Source organism: Croceicoccus esteveae (genome assembly GCF_031846435.1).
Taxonomy (GTDB): Bacteria; Pseudomonadota; Alphaproteobacteria; order Sphingomonadales; family Sphingomonadaceae; genus Croceicoccus; species Croceicoccus esteveae.
Genome location: NZ_JAVRHS010000002.1, coordinates 261,043 through 285,014 on the forward strand (window position 1 = coordinate 261,043; position 23,972 = coordinate 285,014).

Below are 23,972 nucleotides of genomic sequence, written 5' to 3' on the forward strand. Positions count from 1 at the left end.
ACACCGGTTCGCCGGCAAACGGATCAAGGAGGATCGGCAGAGTGGGAATATGTGAAGGTCGCGTCGTCATCGTCACGGGTGCGGGCAACGGGCTGGGCAAGGCTTATGCGCTGGGCCTGGCGGCAGAAGGCGCCAAGGTCGTTGTCAACGATCTCGGCGTTGGCACCCATGGCGAGGAAGGCGAAACCCGCGGCGCCGCGCAAATGGTCGTCGATGAAATCAAGGCAAACGGCGGCGAGGCAATTCCCAACACCGCCGATGTCGCCGACTGGGAACAGACCGGGCAATTGGTGAAAGATGCGATCGAGGCATTCGGCACTCTGGATGCGGTGGTCAACAACGCCGGGTTTGTGCGCGACCGCATGTTCGTGTCCTGCACCCCGGAGGAATGGGACGCGGTGACGCGCGTGCATCTTCGCGGGCATTTCTGCACCAGCCGCCACGCCGCAGATTACTGGCGCGGCGAACAGAAAGCCGGCCGTCCGGTCGATGCGCGGATCATCAACACCACTTCGGGTGCGGGCCTTCAGGGCAGCATCGGGCAAAGCGCCTATGCCGCGGCCAAGGCTGGCATTGCCAATCTGACGCTGATGCAGGCGGCGGAACTGGCACGCTATGGCATCACCGCCAATGCGCTGGCCCCCAACGCCCGCACGCGGATGACGATGACGGCTTTTGCCGACACGATGACGGCACAACAGGACGCGCCGTTCGACCCCTATGCGCCGGAGAACACTGCGCCCCTGATCGCCTGGCTGGTCAGCAAGCAATCCGCCGACGTGACGGGGCAGGTGTTTGAACCGTTCGGCAGCACAATCCGCATTGCCGAAGGCTGGACAGATGGACCGGCGTCGGAAGAAAAAAATCGTCCGTTGAAGGCGGCCGAGGTTGGCGATATCGTCCATGACCTCGTTGCTGGTCGGTCTCCCGCCAAGAAGGTTTACGGCACATGAGCAGGACCCCCCCGCCTTATCCAGAGGGTCACAACCTGTTGCGCGGCAAGAGTGTTGTCGTCACTGCCGCGGCTGGCACTGGGATTGGCTTTTCGGTGGCCAAACGCGCGGTCGAGGAAGGCGCGCGGGTGCTCATCAGCGATTTTCACGAGCGGCGGTTGGGTGAAGCCGCCGACCGCATCAAAGATGAAACCGGCACGCGGCCGCAGACAGCGATCTGCGACGTGACGCGGGAGGATGACGTGCAGGCACTTCACCGCGCAGCCCGCGACCAGCTTGGCGAAATCGATGTCCTCATCAATAATGCTGGGCTTGGCGGCAGTGCCGAAGTCATTGCCATGAAGGACGATGAGTGGAACCGCGTCCTTGACGTGACGCTGACCTCCGTCATGCGCATGTCGCGTGCGTTCCTGCCGTCGATGTATGCGCGCGGCGACGGCGTGATCGTGAACAACGCATCGGTTCTGGGTTGGCGTGCGCAGGCCGAGCAGTCCCATTATGCCGCCGCCAAGGCCGGTGTGATGGCATTTACCCGCTGTTCCGCTATCGAGGCGGCGGCCCATGGCGTACGCATCAATGCCGTTGCACCATCGATCGCGATGCATGCCTTTCTTGCCAAGGTCACCACAGACGAGCTGCTGGACGAGCTGGCTGCGCGTGAAGCATTCGGCCGTCCCGCCGAGGTGTGGGAAGTGGCCAATGTGATGATTTTTCTGGCAAGTGACCTTTCCAGCTACATGACTGGCGAAGTGCTTTCCGTATCGAGTCAGCGCGCATGAGCGCGCGAGTTTTCGAAACGCCGGCGGCGCTTCTGGACCATATCGGGGCAACTTTCGGGCCGACTGACTGGCTGGTGGTGGATCAGACCCGCATTGACGGTTTTGCCGAAGTCACTGGCGATCATCAATGGATCCATGTCGATCCCGAGCGGGCAAAAGACGGTCCGTTCGGCACCACGATTGCACATGGCTATCTGACGCTTAGCCTGGCCAATCTGTTCTTGCCGCAACTGATCGAGGTACGTGGCTTTGCCCACGCGGTGAATGTCGGGGCAGACCGGCTGCGTTTCCTGGCTCCTGTACCCAGCGGCAGCCGTATACGCGGCACTGGCGAACTGATTTCGGCCGAAGAGGTCAAGGGAGCGATCCAATCAGTCGTACGCGTTACGATCGAGATCGAGAAAAACGATAAGCCTGCCTGTGTGGTTGATACGATCAGCCGGTATTTCCCGGAAGGATGACGATGACGCATGACGAGAAAGCGGCCGCGGTTCACGCCTATATTGCCGCGTTTGCTGCCAATGATCCCGAAGCGGTGCGACAGATCTTCTCCGCAGGCGCGCGGGTAGAAGATCCTGTCGGCAGCCCGGCGCACGTAGGTATAGAGGCAATTGTCGAGTTTTATACCAGATCCATGGCGATGAAGCCTAAATTGCAGTTGGAAGGGCCTATTCGTACGGCCGCGAATTCTGCCGCATTTGCCTTTTCCGTCGTATTCGAAGGCACGGACATGGCGGTCGAGGTGATCGACATTTTCGAATTCGATGAAGAAGGAAAGGTATCTTCGATGCGCGCATATTTCGCGCCTGAAAATATGAAGGGCTTTCCTCAGGACTGGTCTGCCTGACCCGAAGCGTAATGGCTCTATCCTGATCGGCGGACCACACGCGACGCTAAAGGCCGCGCGCATGGTCCGCCGGCTTATCAGTCGACGCCGTTTTCTTTCAGGTTGTCTTCCAGCGTCCAAGAAGCATTGACCGATCCTTCGGCGAGCACTCCGTCGACGACGGTTCTTGGCTGCGACTGGCTGTAGCAGATACGCCACCCTTGCGGTGTGCGGCGATATCTGTCGTTATAGAAGCTTGTCAGCAGACGAAAACCCTTGGTGCGTGGATCATAGGTGGCATAGCCCAGATTCCAGAGCGCGCTCGCCTCGGCTCCATCGCTCGACACATCTATTTCTGCATTGTGGCCTTGATGGACGTCGATGATGGGGGTGTTCACCGCCATCTGCGTGAACACGTCGATCAAGCCATCGAGGCCAAACTCCCCGATCGGCGGAAAGTCAAGCACCGCATCCTCGGTAAAGCAGGCGCGGATCGCCGCCACGTCCTTGGCATCGCAGGCATTGAGATATCTGGCTTTCAGCCGGCGAATGTCGCTTTCCGCCTCAAGGCGGGCGAGACGCGCTTCAAGATCACTCATCGATTTTAATCACTTTCGTGTTTGGAACGGGATGTTCCCTCGCACCGGTCCAGCGCAACAACATGGTGCCATGGCCATGGCCGGCCGTGTCGATCCAGTTGCCGAAGCCGGGATCACGCGCGGCGACCACGATGGTCAGCGTACCATCCTCGTTCAGCTTTGCACCATGCGCGTTAATGTGGATGCGATGATTGCGATAATCTAGGGATTCAAACCACACATTGTCACACTGAAAATTCCAGAAAGTGCAGTCGGGTACCTTGGTGTCGATAACCAGCGCCTCACCAGGTTGGAGCTCCCAATAACCATGGAGGTAGAAGATTGTCGGATCACCGCCTGCTTTCTGGAACATGTCCTGATCGACCGTCGCAAGCTGATTGTGCTGCTCCTCGATCAACATGCGCGTCCAGCGCATGAAAGTACGCGCCGTTCCTTCAACGAAAGCCGCCGCCTTTGTCAGCCCTTGTTCGAGCTGCCGGACAGTCAGCGGCTCAGGCGTCGTGCGCGGCGCGTCCAGTGCCTCTACCGTGACCTTCGCTGGCTGTTCGGTGGCGCGATCGAGGAATGTCTGGCGTACCAGCAGCATCGTGGAATCATCGTCCAGCGGAAGCCAATTGCCGTTGGCCTTGGTCTTGCTGGCGATGATTTCGAAACTGCCATCTGCGGCAAATTGCATGTCGGCGGCGTCGAGCTCTCCTGTCGAAGCCATGGTGCCGTCTGTTGCATAACGATTGGCCTTGGACCCGAACGACAGGATCGGGACACTGCCCTTTTCCCCGCTGATCCTGTAGCGGCGCTCTCCGCTGATGGTTGCGTTGAGGTACAGATTGTCCGGATTATCAGCACCGATTTTTGCAGTGGCATGCGAAGCTGCATAGAAGCCTGGAAAGTCGGAGTCGGCGTTCTCCACATGCATGTCGAGCGCAATCCGCGCCAGGCGGCTGAGATACCGGTAGCCTTCGGCATGGTCGATCGTTTCTGTGGCAAACTCGGCGTCGCGGACCAAATCGCCGATCGTGTCGAGCTTTTGGCAAAAGTCCTGCCAGACAGCCCTTGCATCCGGGTTATCGCTCATGTCGCAATCCTTTCTGATCCTGCCATCATGGCGCCATGTACTGCCCGCCGTTCACATCGAGCGACGCACCCGTCACTACACTGGAATAGTCGGACACGAAGAACAGAACGCTGCGTGCGCAATCGTCTTCAGGAGGTATGATGCCCAAGGGGATCCGGTCGGTAATTTCGCTGACGACCTCGTCGCGTGGTCTGCCGCTTTCCACCTGCCGTTCGATGAACTCGTCAACCGGCTTGCCGCCGATCCATCCCATCCGGGTGAGGTTCACGCGGATGCCGTGACGACCGAAATCCTTGGCCATGTGCCTGGTCAGCGCATTCAATCCGCCCTTGCCGGCAGAATAGGCTCCCTCGCCGGGAAACGGATTGACTGTGGACATGGTCGACACATTCACAATGGCACCGCCACCTGCCTGTTTCATGGCTGGAAGACAGGCTTGCGCCATGCGCAAGGCGCCTGCACAATTAACATCGAAAACACCGGCGAACTCTTCCGGGTTGGCAACGTCGGTCGGCAGCCATTCGCCGTGCGCGTATGCAGAATTCACCAGTCCGTCGATGCGGCCGAACCGGTCTGCCACTGCCTTGGCGAAATTTTGGCAACCCTCGATTTTGGTGACATCGGTTGCCATGGCCAGTGCCTCGCCGCCGGCATCCTTTATCTCGCCGGCTACCTGATCGAGGAACGCCTTGTTGCGCGCGCCGATGCCTACCTTGGCACCTTCGGCAGCTGCAAGCTTGGCCATTGACTGACCCATTCCAGGCCCTACCCCGCTTATGACAATAACCTTGTTCTTCAGCAGCATTGCATCTCTCCTTTACCCGTCTGTTCAGTCATGAATCCTGCACACCGCGCGACGCTGCCTTTTGACCTGTCGGCGCGCGGTGCTGATCTTGATCGTATGTATCTCAGTCGAAGTTTGCCTGACCCCCATCGAGTGGGATCGTCGCGCCTGTGAGGTAACTGAACGCCGGATCGCACAAAGCCGCCACAGCCTCGCCAATGTCGGTTTCGCAGCCGCCAACCCGCCGCAGCGGGATCGTCTGAAAAAACACGCGAGCTTCTTCCGGGTTCGTTTCAATCCACTTCTTCAGTCCGGGCGAATCGGCGTGCGGCGCGATACTGAGTACGCGGATGTTATCAGGCCCCCATTCCGACGCAGCCGCACGAGTAAGTGCGCGGATTGCCTGTTTTACAGCGCCATAGGCCCCATAATTCGCCATGTCCCAGCGCACGCCTGCCGATGAGGCAAGGTTGAACACGACACCGTTGTCACCCTGCTTCAGCATGGAATGGCACGCCTTCATCAACCGGTGAGTGGCAAGCGGGCCCGATACGAACCCTGCCATGAAAGCATCATCGTCCACGGCCAGCAAAGGGCCAAGCGGCACTTCCTGTGCATTGTTGACAAGAATGTCGAGGCGGCCAAACCTTTCCTCGATCTTCTTTATCAGCGCGCCAATTGCGTCGCCGTCCTTGATGTTGCAGGCCCAGCCGGCTGCCGTTCCGCCCATCCCCTCGATTTCGGCACACACATCGTCCAGTTTGGATTCGGTGCGGCCCGTGACAACGACGCTGGCTCCGGCTTTTGCCAGCCCCAGCGCAATCCCCCGCCCCACACCCTGGCCACCACCTGTGACGAGCGCTACCCGATCCTTCAGAAAACCGTTCTCCATGATCTGTCTACTCCTGTGGCGCGCCGGGAAGCGCAGGTTCATAATGGCCAGCGGTCCAGCCGCCATCGACCGCGATTTCCGCTCCCGAGATGTAACTTGCATCGTCGGAACAGACGAACAACGTCGTGCGGGCAACCTCCTCGGGTTCGCCGATCCGTTGTAGTGGCACCCTCTTGTATGGACGCTGCAGTTCGTCTCCGGTCTGTCCACCGGGGTTGCCCATGGCAGTGTTGATCCCGCCGGGATGCACTGAAACCACGCGAACGCCCCTTGGGCCAAATTCGTAAGCCATGGATTTCGTCATGCCGCGCACTGCCCATTTGCTGGCGGTATAGGCAATCAGCCCGTTACAGCCGCGCATGCCATCCACTGACGAAATGTTGACCACCACCGAGTTTGCGTTCTTCGTCAGCTCGGGGATTGCATGTTTGACGCCCATCATCGCACCGATGACATTGATGCCAAGCACGCGTTCCGCATCCTCAAGATTGATGTGCTCTGCCGCAGTGAAATGGGTAACTGCCGCGTTATTGACCAGCACGTCGAGCTTGCCAAACCTATCGACGGCAGTGGCGACGGCATGCTGCCAGTCGCCTTCGTTCCGCACATCAAGATGGCAGAACGCTGCGTTTTCGCCCAGTTCCTCGGCAAGCCGGCTCGCCGGTTCGTCGAGGATGTCGCAGATGACGACGCGTGCGCCTTCGGCCACGAACAGCCGCGCAGTAGCGGCCCCCATGCCCTGTGCTGCACCACTGATGATAGCTACCTTGCCCGACAATCTGCCCATGTTCACTCGCTCTCCCTTGCGACCTGTTGATGCAGAAGGTTGCGCATGGGTCAGGCCGGTGTCAAGCGAATGCGTGTTGCCAAGCCTTGCGCGTTCTGCAATCTGGCAGGTGATAACAAGAATGGCAGCAGATCGCGCAGACGATCGCCCGGTGGGATTATAGGAGGAAGCAATGGAGGCCAAAGTGGCGTCGCACGTGCCTGACTGCGATGTGCTTGAACAGCACGCGATGGACGAAACCGGATTGCAGGATTTTGGCGATCGCTGGATCTTTGAGAATCTGGCCGCGCTCATCCCTGCCTTGAACGAGGAGGCAGGTCTTACCGAAGCAGGGGCGGCCGGCGCCAGGCAGATGATCGTCTCGGCGTTGTCCAATCGCCTGCGACACGTGGAACTTGTCAAACAGCACCCCGAAATCCTGCAGGAAAAGATTGAGGTTGCCGCCGTGGTGGTCGGCTTGCCGCGAACCGGCAGCACCATGCTGCACCGCATGTTGGCATCTGCGCCGGGCATGACCGGGGTGCGATGGTGGGAGTGCCAGAATTACGCGCCGTTTGTCGGCGACGATCCGCACGACCCGGAACCGCGCCGGGCTGCGGCGAGCCAATATCTCGACTATTTTCTGGAACATGCGCCGGATATCATGTCGATCCACCCCATGAACATCGATCAGCCCGACGAGGAGCTGATCATTCTGGGGCAATTGTTTTCCTCCACCATGATCGAAGGGATGTATTATGTGCCATCCTACGCCCGCTGGTTGATGGAGCACAGCCGCACCCGTTGTTACACAGACCTGAAGGAAATATTGCAGTCGCTGCAATGGCAGGACAAGCGCCGCAATGGCGCGAAATGGGTGCTCAAGACGCCGGGTCATCTCATGGCGCTGGACGCGGTGCTGGAGGTGTTTCCCGAAGCGCGCATTGTCATGACTCATCGCGATCCAGTCCAGACGGTGCCAAGCTACGCGAGCATGGAAGCCACTTTGTATGCAATGGCGGCAGATATCGACAAGAAGAAGATCGCCGCGTTCTGGCAGGACAGGCTGGCTGAGCTGCTTACCCGGTTCATGGACACGCGCGAGGCAAGCGGCGGGCGCAATTTCATTGACGTCCAGTACCGGGATCTGACGTCTAACCCGATCGAGGAGGGGCAGCGGGTGCTGCGCGAAGCCGGTATCGTGGTGACGCCGACTGTCGTTTCTGGTATGGAAGAATGGATCGAGGCAAACCGCCGGGAAGACCGGGCGGCACACAATTACTCTCTGGAGGAGTACGGCCTGTCATCCAAAGGCATCGAGCAACGATTTGCCCGTTACCGTGAAGATTATCTGAACAGCTGATGCGGCGCGCTACAGCCAATCGGTTTATCAATTGAAAGGAAAACGCCATGCAGATCCAGGTACCGCACGAACACGCCCATGAGCCTTACGGCTTTGCAGCGCGCACGTTGGCTCCGGACATCATGACCGCAGCGGGTGCCTTTTCAGAAGCAGTTTATGGGCACTCCTCGCTCTCCCTGCGCGAGTTCGAAGGAGCCCGGGTCCGCACCGCCCAGATCAATGGCTGTGTTATTTGCCAGGGCTTTCGCGCCGCGCGCGATCTTCCCTCGTTGTACTCGGGGCGGCTGGCCCGTTCGGTCATCGATAATGGCGACGCGCCTGACGAAGCATTTTACGAAGCAGCGCAGACTGGCACCCGCTCGCCGCTGTTCAGCGCGCGCGAATGGCTGGCCATCCAATTTGCCGAGCGGTTCGGAACAGAACCCAAGGCACTTGCCGCAGACGCGGAGTTCTGGACGCAAATGCACGAGTGCTTCTCCGACGCCGAGATTGTCGACCTTGCTCACTGCGTCGCAGCATGGACAGGCCTTGGCCGCGTTGCCCACGTACTCGGCTTTGATGAAGTGTGTCTGGTGCCGCAACACGCCGAGGCGTGACACGGCGCCTTACGCGCCGCGGTGCAGGAGCTTGAAAAAACGGTAGGAAGGATCATCCGGGCCGGGACGACCGATGTGTGCCCCTGCAAGGAAGGGGTGTGACAGGGTGACGTGGCTCGGTTCGTTGACAAAGCTCCAGTCGGCGACAATTGCGTGGTGCTGGTATTTCCACACGCCATCTCGCTTGCTGTAGCGATCGAAGAAGCGCCCGCCCACCAGCACATCATAAGAGCGGTCGGCTTCCTGTACCTTGTGCAGAGCGAGCAGGTATATTTCGCCTTCTGCAATATCGCCTTCGACAGCGATGTTCATGCTGGTCGCATTGTGGTGGAGCACTTCCATCGGCGCCTGAATTTGCGGCAGGATGTCGATGAACTCCATTGCAGGACCGTTGAACATCGCACCATGATCATCAATCGCGTCTTCCCAATACAAGGAGCGCATCTTCTCATGGTCGTGCCGGTCGGCGGCATTGCAATAGCGAGAGACAAGGCTGCGAATCGCTTCCTTGTCTAGCAATTCCTGCACTGCGGACATATCGATTGTCACGGCGCTACGATCCTGCTCATTTCACTAGTCTGTCCCGGCAAAGCGGCCCTGCTCAGCCCTGCCCGTTTTGCGCAGCAAACGCTTCTGCCCGCGCTTTCAAAGCATCGGCCGTGTCGTCGAACGCGCGTTTGACCCAAGGACCTGCAAACAGCATCACATGCCGCGCATTGGGACCGAAGAAGGCGTCGGTACTGAAATAGCGGCACTTGTCCGCGCGTACAGGTTCGATGACCTGATCGCGGCGTGCCGGGTAAGGCATGTCCTCGCTCTCGGGAAGCTCCCACGACAGCAGCCGCTCCGGCTCATATGCGCAGATATATTCGCAATTGGGCTGCGTCTCTCCGGGCACGATATAGCTGTTGAGCTGCATGTGCACAGGCGCGCCCATTTCCAGCGTGGAGCTTGCCTCGAAACAGAACGGGTTCCATTCACCATAACGATCCATATCCACAAGGATGTCCCACACGATCGAAGCCGGCGCATCGATCTCCACTGTCTTGGATCGCACCGTGAATTGCGGATCGTAATCCGGCAGCTGCGTCTTCATCTCCCAATCTCCTTTTTTGTCTGTCGCTTCAACATGCGGCGACCGCCCCTTAGCGTCAAGCCGCATCGCCCATGTTTGCGCACCTTTGAAAGCGTATCGCTGCGCATTAAAAATTGCGGCGTGAAAAGTTCATGCATTTCATCAGGCGTGGCGCAGATTTTTTAATCATTTCAAAAAACGGTGGTTGTCCTTTGCTAATCCTTGCGTAGAACCTTTGACAAGCATCGCGCAGACTTTGCGCGAAACTAATTTGCGGTGACACCCGATCGCCGGACAATGGAGAGCGCATGTCGCCTGAAACCCTGACCTTCGATGGAAGCGGCTCATTACAGCTGGCGGCAGGATCCTATGGGCCGCACGATGGCGCAAAGGTTCTGCTGATCCACGGCGGCGGACAGACCCGCTGGTCCTGGAACGACACTGCGATCCATCTTGCCGAGGCCGGCTACCATGCAGTTACGCTGGACCAGCGCGGTCACGGTGACAGTGCATGGAGCACCACAGGCAACTACCATCTGGACGATTTCGCCAATGATCTGCGCTGCGTCATTGCCCAGCTTGGCGGCGCACCCATTCTTGTCGGCGCTTCGCTGGGTGGTCTGGCCTCGCTGCTGGCGCTGGGCGAAGACCCGCAAGCGCCCAGTTCAGGACTGGTGCTGGTCGATATTGCCCCCCGCATGAAGCGCACCGGTGCAAACCGCGTCGTCGACTTCATGCGCAGCACGCAGGATGGCTTCGCCTCGCTTGAAGAAGCAGGCGAAGCAGTGGCCCGGTACAACCCCAACCGCAAGCGGCCTGCCAGCGCCGCGGGCCTTGGCAAGAACATGCGCCAGGGTGCCGATGGCCGCTACCGCTGGCATTGGGACCCTGCCTTTGTGGCCCCGCGGGAGGGCTGGGATCCTGAAGCGTTCGAGCGCCGGCTGATGACTGCCGCAGGCCGGATCGCGGCACCGGTGCAGATCGTGCGCGGCGAACACAGCGACGTTGTGGACGCCGAGGCCCTGCACGAGCTGGCGCAATCCCTGCCAATGGTGGATACAGTGCAGATAGAGGACGCAGGCCACATGATTGTTGGCGACAACAACGCTGATTTCAATGCTGCCATCCTGCCGTTCGTAACGGCACACGCAGCGCGCAGGCAAGCCGCGCAATGATGAACAGCATCCTGCCCACCCGCGAGGAGAGCATGGCGCGTTTCATGGCCGGCGCGGCGCGCATTGCGCAGTTCACGCGCGACATGCCATATACCGTCCCGGACCGGCTGGAGGAGCGGGCGCTTGACCATGGAGATGCTCCTTTCATCCTGTTCGAAGATCAGCGCATCAGCTTTGCCCAGGCCAATCGCAGGGCCAATCAGATCGGCCGCGCGGCGCTGGGTGCTGGCTTGCGCAAGGGTGACGTCGTTGCTCTTCTCATGGAAAACCGGCCTGAGTTCGTGCTTGTGTGGCTCGGCCTTGCCAAAGCGGGCATCGTCACCGCGCTGATCAATACCAGCGCAACCGGCAACGTGCTTCAACATGCGCTCGATCAGGTCGAGGCGCGGGCAATGATCGTCGGCACCGAACTGTTGCCGGCGCTGGACACGCTGGAGCAGAGCCTGTCGATGCCGTGTTGGCAAAGCGGGGAGGCTGGAGAAACCAGCGGGACTGACCTTCCCAGCTTCGAGGCACTCTACGAAAAATGTGAAGACGGTAATCTGCCGCCCGATGCGCGCGCGGGCATCGTCGCATCCGATCCGCTGTATCTGATCTTCACGTCGGGAACGACGGGCCTGCCCAAGGCTGCGAAGATGAGCCATTTGCGATTTCTGAACAGTGGGGAGGTGATCGGGGGCATCCTGCGCCTCCATTCGGAAAGCGTCTTTTACTGCGTGCTACCGCTTTACCACGGCGCGGGAGGCATGGTGGTTCCGTCGACGGCGCTGGCGTTCGGCATTCCTTTCGTGCTGCGTCGTAAATTCTCCCGATCCGGCTTCTGGGAGGATGTGAAGCAACACCGGATTACCGATTTTTACTATATCGGCGAAGTCGTACGCTACCTGCTCGCCACTCCCGAGCATGAGGCAGGGCGCGACATCACCTTGCGCGGCATGGCAGGCGCAGGGCTCAAGCCGGATGTGTGGCGTGCCTTTGTCGAACGCTTCGGCATCGAGCAGGTCGTCGAGGGGCTGGGATCAACTGAGGCAAATTACGGCATCACGAACGTGGACAATGTCGTGGGATCGGTTGGGCGCATTCCCTATCCTGAACACAGCAATGTGCGGGTCATCCGCTGGGACGCGAACAATGCCTGCCACATGCGCGATGCCGCAGGTGCGCCCGTGCTTGCCAAGGCAGGCGAGGTCGGCGAATTGATCGCAGAAGTGCTCCATGCCGACAGCCCTGCAGGTTTCTTCGAAGGCTATACCTGCGCCGATGCGACAGAGGCGAAGCTGATGCGGAACGTGTTCAAGCCTGCCGACGTGTGGTTCCGCTCAGGTGACCTTGTTCGCTTCGACGAGGAGGATTATTTCTACTTCGTGGATCGGGCAGGTGACACTTTCCGCTGGAAAAGCGAGAATGTCTCGACCCAGGAGGTAGAGGCCATACTGTCCGGATTTGCAGGGCCCCAGCTCGCCAACGTCTATGGTGTGAAAGTGTCGGGAACCGAAGGACGCGCCGGTATGGTGGCGCTGACCTATCCCGACGGCGTCAGTTTCGATGCCGAAGCATTCTACGATTATGTCGAGCGTCACCTTGCCCATTACGCAAGACCGCTCTTCGTGCGGCTTGCCCCGGTGGCCGAGATGACCACCAGCTTCAAACTGAAGAAGGTTGCCCTGCAGCAGCAGGGTTACGACCCCGAACTGGCCGGCGGCGAGCCCATCTTTGTCGCCGATCCCGATGCTCGGACCTATGTACCGGTAACAGATGCCACCTTGCACAGGCTGGGCCTGCGCATGTTCGAACAGGATGAGGATTGAACGATGCGGGTAGAATATACCGATGAGCAAAAGGCACTGCGCCGAGAATTTCGCGAATATCTGCAGCGTATCGTCACGCCCGAAGTGCGCAAGGCAGCACAGGGAGCTGAAGGAGGCCCGCTGTACCGCGACACCATCCGGCAGATGGGCCGCGACGGCTGGCTGACGCCGGGCTGGCCGGTGGAATATGGCGGCCGCGCACTTGACCCGCAGACACAGAAGATCCTGCTGGAGGAACTGGTGCTGGCAGAGGCACCCTTCCCGTTTGTTACTGTGAACACCGTGGGCCCGGCGCTCATGCGGCTGGGCACCGAACAACAAAAGGAGATGATCCTGCCGCGCATTGCGGCGGGCGAACTGATCTTTGCCATCGGCTACACTGAACCTGGAGCAGGCACCGACCTCGCTTCCCTTCAGACCAAGGCGGTGCGTGAAGGCGACCGGTTCCGCATCAACGGACAGAAGATCTACACCAGCGGCGCCGAAGGAGCAGACTACGTCTTTCTGGCGGTGCGCACCGACCCTGATGCCAAGCCGCACAAGGGCATCTCCATTCTGATGATGGACACATCGCTCGACGGATTTTCAATTACTCCCATCGAGACGGTGGGCGGGGTGCGTACCAATATCACCTATTACGAAGACGTGATGGTTCCGGCCGACATGATGATCGGCGAGGAAAACACCGGCTGGCGGCTTATTGCCGAACAGTTGAACCACGAACGGATCGGGCTTGCCGCACTAAGCTACGGAGCAAATGGTGCCTTCGACGCGGTGGTCGACTGGACCCGCGCGACTTCTGCCGGCGGCAGCGGAGAAATGGTAGCGCAACTTGGCTGGGTGCAGCAAAGCCTTGCCGAGGCGTTCGTGACGCTTCACGCGACGGACATGATCGGCCATCGGGTCGGCTGGGAAACGGCGCAGGGCATCGCCAGGCCAGAACTTGCCGCATCGGTGAAAGTGTTCGGGACAGAAGCAGTCATCAAGGCAATGCGCAGCCTGCTCGACATCATCGGCGCCGCAGGACTGGTGCGCGAAGGATCGCCCGGTGCCGTGCTGCGTGGGCGGATCGAGCGCGAATATCGCAAATGCCAGATCAACACCTTTGGCGGCGGCACGGCCGAAGTGCTGCGTGACATGGTGGCGCAGGTCGGCCTTGGCATGCCCCGTGCGGCACGATGAAGGGATCAGCGATTGTGACTGAAAGCAAGGATGTGCTGCAGGAGGCACGAATCTGGGTCGGCAAGCAGTCGGGTAAACCGGCCAGGGCGCGTGATCCTGTCAACGTGCCAATGATTCGTCGCTGGTGTGAGGCAATGGGCTTGACCGATCCGGTTTACGTCGACAGGCAAGCGGCTCAAGCTGCCGGATATCGGGACATCATCGCACCTGCTGCCATGATGGAAGTGTGGACGATGTCGGCCTATGATCCGCGCGGTCGCCAGCCTGAGGATTCCATTCCGGTCATCGACCTGTTCGATGATCATGGCTACATCGGTGTGGTTGCGACCGATCTGCAGCAGGAATACATGCGCCCTCTGGTGGTAGGCGATGTGATCACCTGCACCATCATCGTCGATGACGTTTCGGATGAGAAGCGCACGGCGTTGGGCATTGGGCATTTCGTCACGTTGCGGCACGAATTTACCGATCAGGACGATCAGATTGTCGGGCAGATGATGTTCCGGATCCTGAAGTTCAAACCCAATCTGAAGCAGGATGAGGCAGCATCGATCACCGAGGCAGCAGGAGCCAAGCCAGACAGGACGCCCGCGCATCCCCGCCCCGGCATAACGCATGACCATGCGCATTACTGGAAAGGCATTGCGGAACGCAAATTGCTGATCCAGCAATGCTCCGGCTGCGGCCGCCTGCGTCATCCGCCGGGACCGGCTTGCCCGGTATGTCACGCACTTGAATGGGAGGCAAAAGAGGCAAGCGGACGCGGCAAGCTGCACAGCTTTGTCGTCGTTCATCAGCCGAAGGTTCCCGGGTTTTCCTATCCCTTGCCCGTCCTGCTGGTGGAACTGGAGGAAGGGGTGCGCATGGTTGCCAATGCCATTGATGTTGATCGCGATGCGCTCACCATCGGAGCTGATCTGATGCTCGATTTTCTTGAGGTGGAGCCTGGCTATTTGCTGCCGGGGTTCCGTTTGGCAAAGGTGGATTGACGCTGTGGATTTTGCACAAAGCGAAGACCAGAAATCGGTCGTCAGCCTGGCCGCGGACATATTTGCCGACCATTGCAGCGACGAGAAGCTGCAAACGTTCGCCAGATCCGCCGCGCCGTTGGACAGCGATCTTTGGCGCGTCGTCGGCGAGGCTGGTCTTGCCGGCATCGGCATTGCCGAAGCGGCAGGTGGCAACGGCTTCGGCGTGCTGGAAACCGTCCTGCTGCTGGAACAGGCAGGCAGGTTCCTTGCTCCCGCGCCGCTGCGCCAGACGATCGGCGCGGCACAGACGCTGGCGCATGCAGGTCCTGCCATGGCGGACATTGTGGCCAAGGCCGCAGCCGGCAGCGTGATCCTTGCAAGCGCCTGCGAGGAGACCGGCGGCGCCTGGCAAACACCGTCGCCAACAGCGCAAAGGCACAGCAATGGCTGGATGCTCGACGGAGTCAGGACCGCTGTGGAATATGGCAGCGAGGCGGATTTCCTGCTGGTGTCCGCAACAATAGAGGGTGAAGGACCCGCGCTGTTTCTCGTTCCTGCCGATCATGACGGGGTAACCCGAGCAGCGCAGCAGGGAACCGATCCTGTCCCGCTCAGCCTGGTAACGCTGAATGAAGTCGCACTGGATGCTGACGCCATGATCGATGATGGCACCGGCCCTGCCGAAACCTTGCGTCGCCACCTTGGCAGAATGCGCGTGCTGTTGTGCGCCAGCCAGCTTGGCATCGTTTCGCAGGCGCTGGAACGCACCGCGCGATATACGTCGGAGCGGGTTCAGTTTGGCCGGCCGATCGGCTCCATGCAGGCGGTACAGCAGCGCTGCGCCGACGCGTTCATGGATGTCGAGGCAATCCGCTCGACCCTCTGGCGCGCTGCATGGCTGATGGACCAGGGCGTGTTCGACGAGGCGGAGATCGCCGCCGCCAAATATTGGGCCGCGCATGGCGGGCACCGCGTCACTCACACCGCGCAGCATCTGCATGGCGGCATGGGAGCAGACGTTACCTATCCCATCCACCGGTTCTTTCTGGCGGCGCATGCAGTGGCGCTTGGCCTGGGCGGCGCGCAGCCGATGCTGGCGCAACTTGGATCGCTTATTGCCGCAGGAGATGCGCGGCGGCTTTCGGCAATTGGAGATGGCCGTGATGAAGTATGAAGATATCAAGGAAGGCGCTGAACTGCCGCCACTTACCTTCCCTGTCAGCGCGTCGGCAATTGTCACCGGGGCCATCGCAACCAACGATTATCAGAACGTTCATCACGACAAAGCAGCGGCCGAAGCGACCGGAGTGCCGGACATTTTCATGAACATTCTCACCACCAACGGAATTGTCCAGCGTTACGTACAGGAATGGGCGCAGAAACCCGGAGCGGTTCGCAGCGTCAAGATCCGGCTGGGTGCTCCCAATTTTGCCGGTGACACCATGGTGTTGCGCGGAACAGTGGCGAATGTCGACAAGGCGCAGCGCACTGCTGCCGTCGCGGTCGAGGGGACCAACAGCATCGGCAAGCACGTCACCGCCACGGTGGTAATCGGGTTTGACGAGAAAGGCGCAGCATGAACGATATCGCAGGCAAGGCGGCAATAGTCGGCATCGGTGCTACCGAATTTTCCAAGAACAGCGGCCGGTCTGAAATGCGGCTCGCGACAGAGGCGACGCTGGCCGCGCTGGCCGATGCAGGGATCGACCCTTCCGAGGTGGATGGCATGTCCACCTACACCATGGATAACAACCCTGAAATCGAGCTGTTCCGCAACATCGGTGGCAAGGACCTGAAGTTCTTCAGCAGAGTGCACTACGGCGGCGGCGCTGCCTGCGCGCCGATCATGCATGCCGCGATGGCCGTGGCAACAGGGGTTGCCGAGGTGGTGGTCTGCTATCGCGCGATGAACGAGCGGTCGCAATACCGGTTCGGCACAGGCTACACGCCTGAGGCAATTGCCACAGCGGAGGTGGCGCATTTTGGCTACTACGTCCCGACCGGTTTGATGTCGCCGGCATCATGGGTGGCGATGAACGCACAGCGGTACATGCACGATCATGGCGTCACATCGGAAGACTTCGGCCGTATCGCGGTAGCCGCGCGAGACTTTGCAGCAACCAATCCAAAAGCCTGGTTCTACGAACAGCCCATCACGCTTGACGATCATCAGGCATCCCGCTGGATCGTGGAGCCGCTGCATCTGCTCGACTGCTGCCAGGAATCAGATGGCGCGGTGGCCATCGTCGTGACCAGCGCCAAGCGCGCTGCCCGGCTTGCGCAACCGCCAGTGACGATCCGCGCGGCGGCGCAAGGTGCCACGGACGATCAGCAGATGATGACCAGCTACTACCGCGGGAATATCGGTCGGCTGTCGGAAATGGATCTGGTTGCTCAGCAGCTTTATAGTCAGGCAGGTATAGGACCGGACGATGTGCAGGCAGCAATCCTCTACGATCATTTCACGCCGTTTGTCCTGCCTCAGCTGGAGGCTTTCGGATTTGCAAAGCCGGGACAGGCTGCCGCATTCGTGCGCGAAGGCAACACAGCGCGAGGGGGGCGTCTGCCGGTAAACACCAATGGTGGACAGCTTGGCGAGGCCTATATCCACGGCCTGAACGGAGTTGCCGAAGGGGTCAGGCTGGCCCGCGGCCAGAGCGTCAATCAACCCGGACCATGCGCCAATGTGGTGGTCACGGCAGGAACAGGAGTACCTACTTCGGGCCTGATCCTGTCCGGCGGGTAAGCTGAATGCAGGAGCCTTGATGCCGAACCATCGGCATCAAGGCTTCTCCTGTTTTAACTGTTTCCAGTTACGTACCGATCAATATTCGATCCGCAAGTCGACACCATAGGTACGCGGCACCCCGTAGGTGTTGGTCGCAAACCCCAGCGAGCCGAAGTCGATGCCGGAGATGCGGTATTCCTCGTCGGTCAGGTTCTTGCCCCACAGGCTGATCTGCGCTTCCACCCCGCCCAGCGGAATAGCTGACAGGCTGATCCGGCCGTCGAGCAACCCGACGCCGGGAGACGCGATGATCGCATCATTGGGCGAGAAGCGCGGCACGACGTTGTAATTGACCTTGCTGCGATACAGATAATCCAGTCGGGCAGACAATTGTCCTCCCAACATTTCGCCCACGGTATATTGCGCGCCAACGTTACCGGTGGTGCTGGCCGAATAGCTGTACTGCGCCTCGTCAGCGACATTGACTATCTCGCCCACGGCAGGGTCGAATACGAGGAACGTATCGAAGTCGCGATCGGTGTAGCCGAACGATCCGTTAACTCTGAATCCTTCGAAAGGAACAGCGTCGAACTCCAGCTCCACGCCTTTGAAGGTACCGCTGCCGGCGTTGATGGTAATGCTTGATGCGCCGCCTGCGCCAGCGACGAACTGGTTAAGCTGCTTGTCGTCGAGCTTGCTGTAGAAGCCCACCAGATTGAGCCGCAGGCGCCGGTCGAACAGTTCCGATTTTATGCCCGCTTCGTAATTGGTCACCTCTTCGGGTTCGTAGCCATCATTGATGGAACGCGGATTGAAGCCGCCCGCCTTGTATCCGCTGGCCACCCGACCATAAACCAGAATGTCGGGTGTGGCCTGAAACTGTACCGTGCCGGCATAGTTGAAGCTGTCGAACGAACGCTGCAGATCGCGCACGAAATTCGCCGGCCCCGACTGGATCAGACGTTTTTCATCCTTGGTGTAACGCGCGCCACCCACGATGCTGAGACTGTCCGTAAGCTCGAAGGTGACCTGACCAAATCCGGCCAGAGAGCGGTTGCGCGTGCTGTATTCCAGCGGATTTTCAAGGTTGATCCCGACCAGACCCACATCCGGAATGTCCCGCACGACGGTGAAACGCTGCGGATTGCGCTCCGATGCTTCTTCATCGAAAAGAAATCCGCCAATGACATAGTCAAGCCGGTCGCCGATCTGACCAAGCACATTGATTTCCTGTGTCCACTGGTGCTGGCGGTCGAACTTGTCTGCTCCGAACAGGGACACAGGACGTACTGACGGCGGCCCTGGCGACACCACCAGACCTGCCAGACCTGCATTGCCGTCAAGATCGGTGTTAAGCGTGTCGTTATCCCACTTCCTGAAGCCGGTGATCGACCTCAGCGTCAGGGCGTCGCTCAACTCTGTCTCCAGGGTCAGCGTGTGAGATTGCGTGGTGTCGTCGATAAACGTGCCTTCGGACCGGATGAAATCCAGCCGCTCCAGCGAAGGCCCGACCAGCCCGGTGCCGCCAAAGGCCGGTGACTGGCTGAAATAGGCCAGCTGATCCGGGTTGACGACGGCAAGCTGGCTGGCCGGCGACACCGAGGAAGATTCAGTCCAGTCAAAGGTATAAAGCCCGGTAAACGCACCGCCCTTGTCGAACAGCACCGCCGCACGTGCCGCCTCGCCGTTGTAAGCACCGGGATCGCGCTTGTCAGGAGCGTTCAGATCATCGACATAACCATTACGCTGCTTGTGGAAATACGAAAACGTGGCTTTCAGCCCACTTTCGCCGATGTCTCCTGTGTCGACTGACAGACGTGCCTGAACCGCTTCGAAATTGCCGTAACTTGCCATGGCTCGCACGCCCATCTCACGCGAAGGCTTGCGGGTGATGAAATTGACCGCGCCTCCGGTGGTGTTGCGTCCGTAAAGCGTGCCTTGCGGACCACGCAGCACTTCGATGCGTTCAAGATCGACAATGTCGAATACCGACCCGGTCGATCGACCGACGACCACGCCGTCGATGTAGATGCTGACCGGCGAATCATTGGTCAGGACAGGTTCTGATTCGCCGATGCCGCGAATGTGGATGATGAGATGCGACGTGGAGTTCGGTCCCGTCGTGGTGGTGAGATTGGGCGCGATTGCGCCCAGCTGGTCGGCGGAGGTGATGTTGCGCGCCTCGATCAGCGCCTCGTCGACAGCGCTGATCGCCAGCGGTACGCTTTGCAGAGATGCGCTGCGCTTCTCGGCCGTGACCACGATCTCGTCGAGCCGGGTCTGCGACCCGGTCTGTGTCTGGTCGGTATTCGTGTCGGCACGGTCATCGATTGCGATTGGCGGCGCCTGCGCCAGCGCCGGAGCGCAAAGCGCCAGCATGGCGGTTCCGGACAGCATCGTGGCAGCATGGCGCAATCGTGACGACATATTAATTCCCTCATTCTTGTTATGGCTTTTCTTTATCGTCATTTTGCGAGGCAGTCACGTCTTGTTTGCTGCGCATACGCAACGCCGCCGCCTGCAGTCACATGTCTTTCAGAATCATGCCCGCTGCTTTTTCTGCGATCATCATGGTTGCCGCATTGGTATTCCCGCTGACGATGGTCGGCATAACGGAGGCGTCTGCAACCCGCAGGCCGGCCACTCCGATCACGCGCAGATCAGCGTCCACTACAGAGCTCTGGCTGGAGCGTGCACCCATGGCGCAGGTGCCTACCGGATGGTAGATCGTAGAGGCATTATGCCGCAGCCAGTCATCCAGTTCATCGGGATCATGCACTGTTGCTCCCGGCGACCTTTCCGTCGTTCGCCACGGATCAAGCGCAGACTGGCTGGCAAGCTGTCGTGCAATCCCGACTGCACGCCGCAACACGGCAAGGTCGCCGGGGGTGGAAAGATGGTTCGGTTCGATACGCGGAGCGGTCATGGGGTCGGCGGACTGCAGCGACACCCGCCCCCGGCTTTCGGGGTGAAGCGCGATCATGTCGAGCGTGAAGCCATCCTCGGCGATCATTTCCTTCGCCCCGTCATTGCTCATGATGCCGGGGATGAACTGCACTTGCAGATCCGGCCGGTCCAGGCCCGGACGGCTGCACAGGAATGCACCTGCCTCCAGCGCGTTTTCAGCGCCTGGCCCGTCGCGACGCGCAAGATAGCGAAGGCCGATCATTGCTGAACGCCAACCCTTGGTACGTGACCAGAGGAGCGGCAGCCGCGACCGGTAAGTGACGGCAATATCGACATGATCCTGCAAATTGCGCCCTACACCGGGCAAGGCCACCGCCGGGGCCAGACCGACGGCGGCAAGATCGTCAGGATCCCCGATGCCCGACAGGTTCAGGATCTGCGGCGACTGCATCGTGCCTGCGCACAGGATGATTTCACGCCTTGCTTCGATACGCTGTGCAACAGTGTCACCCGCCCGCCGGTATTCGACCGCACGCGCCCTGCCCTGCGTGAGCACGATCCGGGTGACATGAACACCGGTTGTGGCGACCAGATTGCCGCGCCCCAGCGCCGGACGCAGGAACGCCCGCAACGTACCCGCCCGGCGACCGTTTTCGATATTGAGCTGATAACGCCCGAACCCAAGCTGGCTCCTGCCGTTGAAATCTGGTGTGACCGGATAGCCGGCTTCCTGCCCGGCATCGAGAAAGGCCTTGTACACCGGGTCGCGCGACTGGCCAAAACGCACGGCAAGCTCCCCGCCTTGACCATGATAGCGGGATGCTTCGCTCAACTCATCGGCCGGCGGCCCGTCTTCGGACCTGCGAAAAAAGGGGAGCACATCATCATAGCTCCATCCATCCAGGCCCATCTGCGCCCATTGATCGTAATCGGCGGCGTTACCGCGAACGTAAAGCATGCCGTTGATGGACGAAGACCCGCCCCACCCCTTGCCGCGCGGGATGTAAGCGGTGCGGCCATGCAGCGATGATACTGGCTCCGACTGAAAGGCCCAGTTGCTGGGATTGGCCTTGCGCAGCAACACCGCCATGCCCGCTGGCATCGTGTTGAGGAGCCCTGTGTTGCGACCCCCGGCTTCAAGCAGGACCACCTTGTGACGGCCATCTGCGCTCAGCCTGTTGGCAAGAACGCAACCCGCCGATCCTGCTCCGATGATGATGTAATCCGCAGCATCCGGCGGTGCTGGCGATCCTGTTCGTATCATTTTTTTCCTCCGCCAGTACAAGCAGGCGCGCATGATTGTTGCACCATCGCGCGCTTGTCGATGCATTTGTGCTGGCCTAATGCCATTGCCATGATAACGATGGTGTCCATGATAAAGACACTCGCTTTCATGAAACGCAGGTCAGATATTGGTCGTGACCAGTTCCGCCACCATTACGAAACACACCACGCGCCATTGGCAGCGCCGCTGTTTCAGTTCAGCCGATACAGGCGCAACCATCTGATCGAGCAGGCGGTGGAGCCGGGCTTCGACTGCATATCCGAGTTCTGGAACGAGTCGCTCGATCGCGTGCGCACGCTGATGGCGGGCGAGGTCGGACAGACGATGGACGAGGATGAGCGCAGATTTCTTGATCAGGCGCAAACGGTAGGTGTGCTTTCGACGCCGGTGCTGCACGGTGCGGATAACGGGACCACGCTGTTCCTGCTCAACGGGCCGGATGATGGACGCGATGCGCTGGTTGCTGCTCTGGGCGATCAGGATGTCGGCTGTGAGTTTCTGGAAACCACACAGGTAACAGCGCCGGCCAAGGCACCCGCGCACTGTTATGCCGCGATGGTGCGCACCTACGGCGAGACCCCGTCATTGCCTGCCGGGTGGAGCATTGCACACAAGCTCGAGGTTTCGGTTTGCGAATTTGGCGGCGCAAAGCAGGGCAGCGCCCGTCGGACCGACAGTTCGAAACAAACGCCTTCATCTGCCTCAGATACAGTTCCTGCGGCAGATGCTGTCAAAAGCCGCTGAAGCCGTTTAGACGCACACCAGATGAGGCGCCGCGCATTGCTCAGCCGCTGTTAAGATGGTCGCTGGCATGCACAGGCGGCGTTTGCCGCGCGTGCGGCAGCAAGATGGTAGGGACAGATGATCGCAATTGCCAATATCCTGAAGCCAGCGGCTCGCTGCATGACTGCTTTGAGCCTGATAATGCTTGCTGGCACACCCGTGCTGGCGCAGGCAGATCGTCCTGCTGCAACACCAGCGCCGCAGACGGCTGCGGCGGCGACGTCTGCAGAACCGGGGCTGCGCGGCGCAACGGCGATCGTCAACGGCGCGATCATCACCGGGACCGACATCGATCAACGCCTGGCCATCGTGCTTGCGGCAAACGACAGCGAACTCGCTCCTGCCGAGCAGGCACAACTGCGCAACCAGATCCAGAGCAATCTCATCGACGAGATGCTGCAGATCCAGGAAGCAAATGCAGCCGACGTCGCCGTCAGCGATGCCGAAGTTGAAGCGACATACAATCGCGTTTCGCAGCAGAACTTCAACATGCCTTCCGACAGGCTCGACGCTTATCTGGCTACGATAGGATCATCGCCGCAGTCGATGAAACAGCAGATCAGGGGCGAACTGTCATGGCAACGCCTGCTGCGCCGCAATATCGCACCGTTCATAAATGTGTCCGCAGACGAAGTTCAGGAGCGGCTCGACAGGCTGCAGGCCGACAAGGGCACCGAGGAATACCGGCTGGGTGAGATTTTCCTGTCGGCCAACAGCGAGAACAGCGCACAGGTGCGCGAACGTGCCCTCCAGATTGCGCAGCAATTGCAGCAGGGCGGCAGCTTCGTTGCTTATGCACGCCAGTATTCCGAAGCGTCGAGCGCGGCTGTCGGCGGTGACCTTGGCTGGGTCCGATTGGGCGCACTGCCGCCTGAACTCGCCACATCTGCGTCACAGATGCAGACAGGCCAACTGCTTGGCCCGATCGAACTTGCCGGCGGCTATTCGCTGATGTATCTCATTGACAAGCGGCAGGTTCTGGTCGCCGACCCGCGCGATGCGGTGCTGTCGCTCAAGCAGATTTCCATCAGCTTCCCAGCCGGAGCAAAGCAGCAGGACGCCACAGCACGGGCATCGCGTTTTGCCGAGGGGGTGCAGGATCTTGGCGGTTGCGACCGTGCTGAACAGGGTGCGGCCGCCTTGGGCGCACAGATCGTCAGCAATGAAGGCGTGCGCGTGCGCGACCTGCCCGCCCCTTTGCAGGAAGCGATGCTTTCCCTGCCCATTGGCGGCGTGTCGCCACCGTTCGGATCGATAGAAGAAGGTGTGCGCGTGCTGATGGTATGCGGGCGCAGCGATCCTGCGGCGAGCAGCGGACCGAGCGCTGAACAATTGATGGCGCAGATCGAGGATGAACGCGTCAACAAGCGGGCGCAGACTTATCTGCGCGATCTTCGCCGCGATGCCATCATCGAATATAATTGA

25 protein-coding genes are annotated in these 23,972 nt (G+C 60.1%); 15 read left to right on the top strand and 10 right to left on the bottom strand.

Annotated elements, in window-relative coordinates:
* Positions 1-41 precede the first annotated feature (41 nt).
* Genes RM533_RS04080 through RM533_RS04095 form a run of 4 tightly spaced genes read left to right on the top strand, consistent with a single transcriptional unit; the run spans position 42 to position 2,579 of the window.
* Positions 42-953 (top strand): SDR family oxidoreductase, encoded by a 912-nt coding sequence (locus RM533_RS04080; RefSeq protein ID WP_311339928.1) that lies wholly within the window; start codon positions 42-44, stop codon positions 951-953.
* Positions 950-1,732 (top strand): SDR family oxidoreductase, encoded by a 783-nt coding sequence (locus tag RM533_RS04085; protein ID WP_311339929.1) that lies wholly within the window; start codon positions 950-952, stop codon positions 1,730-1,732. Before RM533_RS04080 ends, RM533_RS04085 begins: the two co-directional genes overlap by 4 nt.
* Positions 1,729-2,193 (top strand): MaoC family dehydratase, encoded by a 465-nt coding sequence (locus RM533_RS04090; RefSeq protein ID WP_311339930.1) that lies wholly within the window; start codon positions 1,729-1,731, stop codon positions 2,191-2,193. The genes RM533_RS04085 and RM533_RS04090 overlap by 4 nt, the downstream gene beginning before the upstream one ends.
* A gap of 2 nt (positions 2,194-2,195) precedes the next feature.
* Entirely contained in the window at positions 2,196-2,579 is a 384-nt protein-coding gene (locus RM533_RS04095; RefSeq protein ID WP_311339931.1) for a nuclear transport factor 2 family protein, read from the top strand.
* A gap of 77 nt (positions 2,580-2,656) precedes the next feature.
* Here the strand turns inward: RM533_RS04095 and RM533_RS04100 are convergent, their stop codons facing one another.
* From RM533_RS04100 to RM533_RS04120, 5 genes are all read right to left on the bottom strand, one after another.
* A complete protein-coding gene (locus RM533_RS04100) occupies positions 2,657-3,157 on the bottom strand; it encodes a nuclear transport factor 2 family protein (RefSeq protein ID WP_311339932.1) in 501 nt (166 codons plus the stop codon).
* Positions 3,150-4,232: a DUF1214 domain-containing protein gene (locus RM533_RS04105; RefSeq protein ID WP_311339933.1), complete on the bottom strand. Its 1,083-nt coding sequence runs from the start codon at positions 4,230-4,232 to the stop codon at positions 3,150-3,152. Before RM533_RS04105 ends, RM533_RS04100 begins: the two co-directional genes overlap by 8 nt.
* A 25-nt stretch (positions 4,233-4,257) precedes the next feature.
* A complete protein-coding gene (locus RM533_RS04110; protein WP_311339934.1) occupies positions 4,258-5,037 on the bottom strand; it encodes an SDR family oxidoreductase in 780 nt (259 codons plus the stop codon).
* Positions 5,038-5,140: 103 nt separating this feature from the next.
* Positions 5,141-5,908 carry an SDR family NAD(P)-dependent oxidoreductase gene (locus RM533_RS04115; protein WP_311339935.1) on the bottom strand — a complete coding sequence of 256 codons (768 nt, stop codon included), beginning with the start codon at positions 5,906-5,908 and terminating at the stop codon, positions 5,141-5,143.
* A gap of 7 nt (positions 5,909-5,915) precedes the next feature.
* The gene (locus tag RM533_RS04120; RefSeq protein ID WP_311340164.1) at positions 5,916-6,695 is read right to left on the bottom strand and encodes an SDR family NAD(P)-dependent oxidoreductase; all 780 of its coding nucleotides are present in this window, start codon (positions 6,693-6,695) and stop codon (positions 5,916-5,918) included.
* 172 nt (positions 6,696-6,867) lie between these two features.
* On the opposite strand from RM533_RS04120, the gene RM533_RS04125 reads away from it, so the two are divergent.
* Together RM533_RS04125 and RM533_RS04130 are read left to right on the top strand one after the other, a co-directional pair.
* Positions 6,868-8,037, top strand: coding sequence for a sulfotransferase family protein (locus RM533_RS04125; protein ID WP_311339936.1), 1,170 nt, complete (start codon positions 6,868-6,870; stop codon positions 8,035-8,037).
* Positions 8,038-8,084: 47 nt separating this feature from the next.
* Positions 8,085-8,633: a carboxymuconolactone decarboxylase family protein gene (locus tag RM533_RS04130; RefSeq protein ID WP_311339937.1), complete on the top strand. Its 549-nt coding sequence runs from the start codon at positions 8,085-8,087 to the stop codon at positions 8,631-8,633.
* A 9-nt stretch (positions 8,634-8,642) separates the two neighbouring features.
* Here the strand turns inward: RM533_RS04130 and RM533_RS04135 are convergent, their stop codons facing one another.
* Positions 8,643-9,182, bottom strand: coding sequence for a nuclear transport factor 2 family protein (locus RM533_RS04135; RefSeq protein WP_311339938.1), 540 nt, complete (start codon positions 9,180-9,182; stop codon positions 8,643-8,645).
* A gap of 52 nt (positions 9,183-9,234) precedes the next feature.
* Positions 9,235-9,729, bottom strand: coding sequence for an SRPBCC domain-containing protein (locus RM533_RS04140; RefSeq protein ID WP_311339939.1), 495 nt, complete (start codon positions 9,727-9,729; stop codon positions 9,235-9,237).
* A gap of 287 nt (positions 9,730-10,016) precedes the next feature.
* Here RM533_RS04140 and RM533_RS04145 point away from each other — a divergent pair, with 287 nt between their 5' ends.
* Genes RM533_RS04145 through RM533_RS04175 form a run of 7 tightly spaced genes read left to right on the top strand, consistent with a single transcriptional unit; the run spans position 10,017 to position 17,590 of the window.
* Positions 10,017-10,883: an alpha/beta fold hydrolase gene (locus RM533_RS04145; RefSeq protein ID WP_311339940.1), complete on the top strand. Its 867-nt coding sequence runs from the start codon at positions 10,017-10,019 to the stop codon at positions 10,881-10,883.
* The gene (locus tag RM533_RS04150) at positions 10,880-12,691 is read left to right on the top strand and encodes a long-chain-acyl-CoA synthetase (RefSeq protein WP_311339941.1); all 1,812 of its coding nucleotides are present in this window, start codon (positions 10,880-10,882) and stop codon (positions 12,689-12,691) included. The genes RM533_RS04145 and RM533_RS04150 overlap by 4 nt, the downstream gene beginning before the upstream one ends.
* Before the next feature lie 3 nt (positions 12,692-12,694).
* The gene (locus RM533_RS04155) at positions 12,695-13,873 is read left to right on the top strand and encodes an acyl-CoA dehydrogenase family protein (RefSeq protein WP_311339942.1); all 1,179 of its coding nucleotides are present in this window, start codon (positions 12,695-12,697) and stop codon (positions 13,871-13,873) included.
* 14 nt (positions 13,874-13,887) lie between these two features.
* The gene (locus RM533_RS04160) at positions 13,888-14,862 is read left to right on the top strand and encodes a bifunctional MaoC family dehydratase N-terminal/OB-fold nucleic acid binding domain-containing protein (RefSeq protein WP_311339943.1); all 975 of its coding nucleotides are present in this window, start codon (positions 13,888-13,890) and stop codon (positions 14,860-14,862) included.
* Positions 14,863-14,866: 4 nt separating this feature from the next.
* A complete protein-coding gene (locus tag RM533_RS04165) occupies positions 14,867-16,018 on the top strand; it encodes an acyl-CoA dehydrogenase family protein (protein WP_311339944.1) in 1,152 nt (383 codons plus the stop codon).
* Positions 15,999-16,424, top strand: a complete 426-nt coding sequence (locus RM533_RS04170; RefSeq protein WP_311339945.1) for a MaoC/PaaZ C-terminal domain-containing protein — start codon at positions 15,999-16,001, stop codon at positions 16,422-16,424. The genes RM533_RS04165 and RM533_RS04170 overlap by 20 nt, the downstream gene beginning before the upstream one ends.
* Positions 16,421-17,590 (top strand): lipid-transfer protein, encoded by a 1,170-nt coding sequence (locus tag RM533_RS04175; protein ID WP_311339946.1) that lies wholly within the window; start codon positions 16,421-16,423, stop codon positions 17,588-17,590. Before RM533_RS04170 ends, RM533_RS04175 begins: the two co-directional genes overlap by 4 nt.
* Before the next feature lie 78 nt (positions 17,591-17,668).
* Here the strand turns inward: RM533_RS04175 and RM533_RS04180 are convergent, their stop codons facing one another.
* The 3 genes from RM533_RS04180 to RM533_RS04190 all read right to left on the bottom strand — a co-directional run bounded on the left by RM533_RS04180 (position 17,669) and on the right by RM533_RS04190 (position 21,874).
* Positions 17,669-19,999 carry a TonB-dependent receptor gene (locus tag RM533_RS04180; protein WP_311339947.1) on the bottom strand — a complete coding sequence of 777 codons (2,331 nt, stop codon included), beginning with the start codon at positions 19,997-19,999 and terminating at the stop codon, positions 17,669-17,671.
* A 97-nt stretch (positions 20,000-20,096) separates the two neighbouring features.
* Entirely contained in the window at positions 20,097-21,743 is a 1,647-nt protein-coding gene (locus tag RM533_RS04185; RefSeq protein ID WP_311339948.1) for a GMC family oxidoreductase, read from the bottom strand.
* Positions 21,740-21,874, bottom strand: a complete 135-nt coding sequence (locus RM533_RS04190) for a hypothetical protein (protein WP_311339949.1) — start codon at positions 21,872-21,874, stop codon at positions 21,740-21,742. Before RM533_RS04190 ends, RM533_RS04185 begins: the two co-directional genes overlap by 4 nt.
* Between RM533_RS04190 and RM533_RS04195 the strand changes: the two genes are divergently transcribed.
* A complete protein-coding gene (locus RM533_RS04195; RefSeq protein WP_311339950.1) occupies positions 21,873-22,508 on the top strand; it encodes an EthD domain-containing protein in 636 nt (211 codons plus the stop codon). The genes RM533_RS04190 and RM533_RS04195 overlap by 2 nt on opposite strands.
* A gap of 159 nt (positions 22,509-22,667) precedes the next feature.
* The gene (locus tag RM533_RS04200) at positions 22,668-23,972 is read left to right on the top strand and encodes a peptidylprolyl isomerase (protein WP_311339951.1); all 1,305 of its coding nucleotides are present in this window, start codon (positions 22,668-22,670) and stop codon (positions 23,970-23,972) included.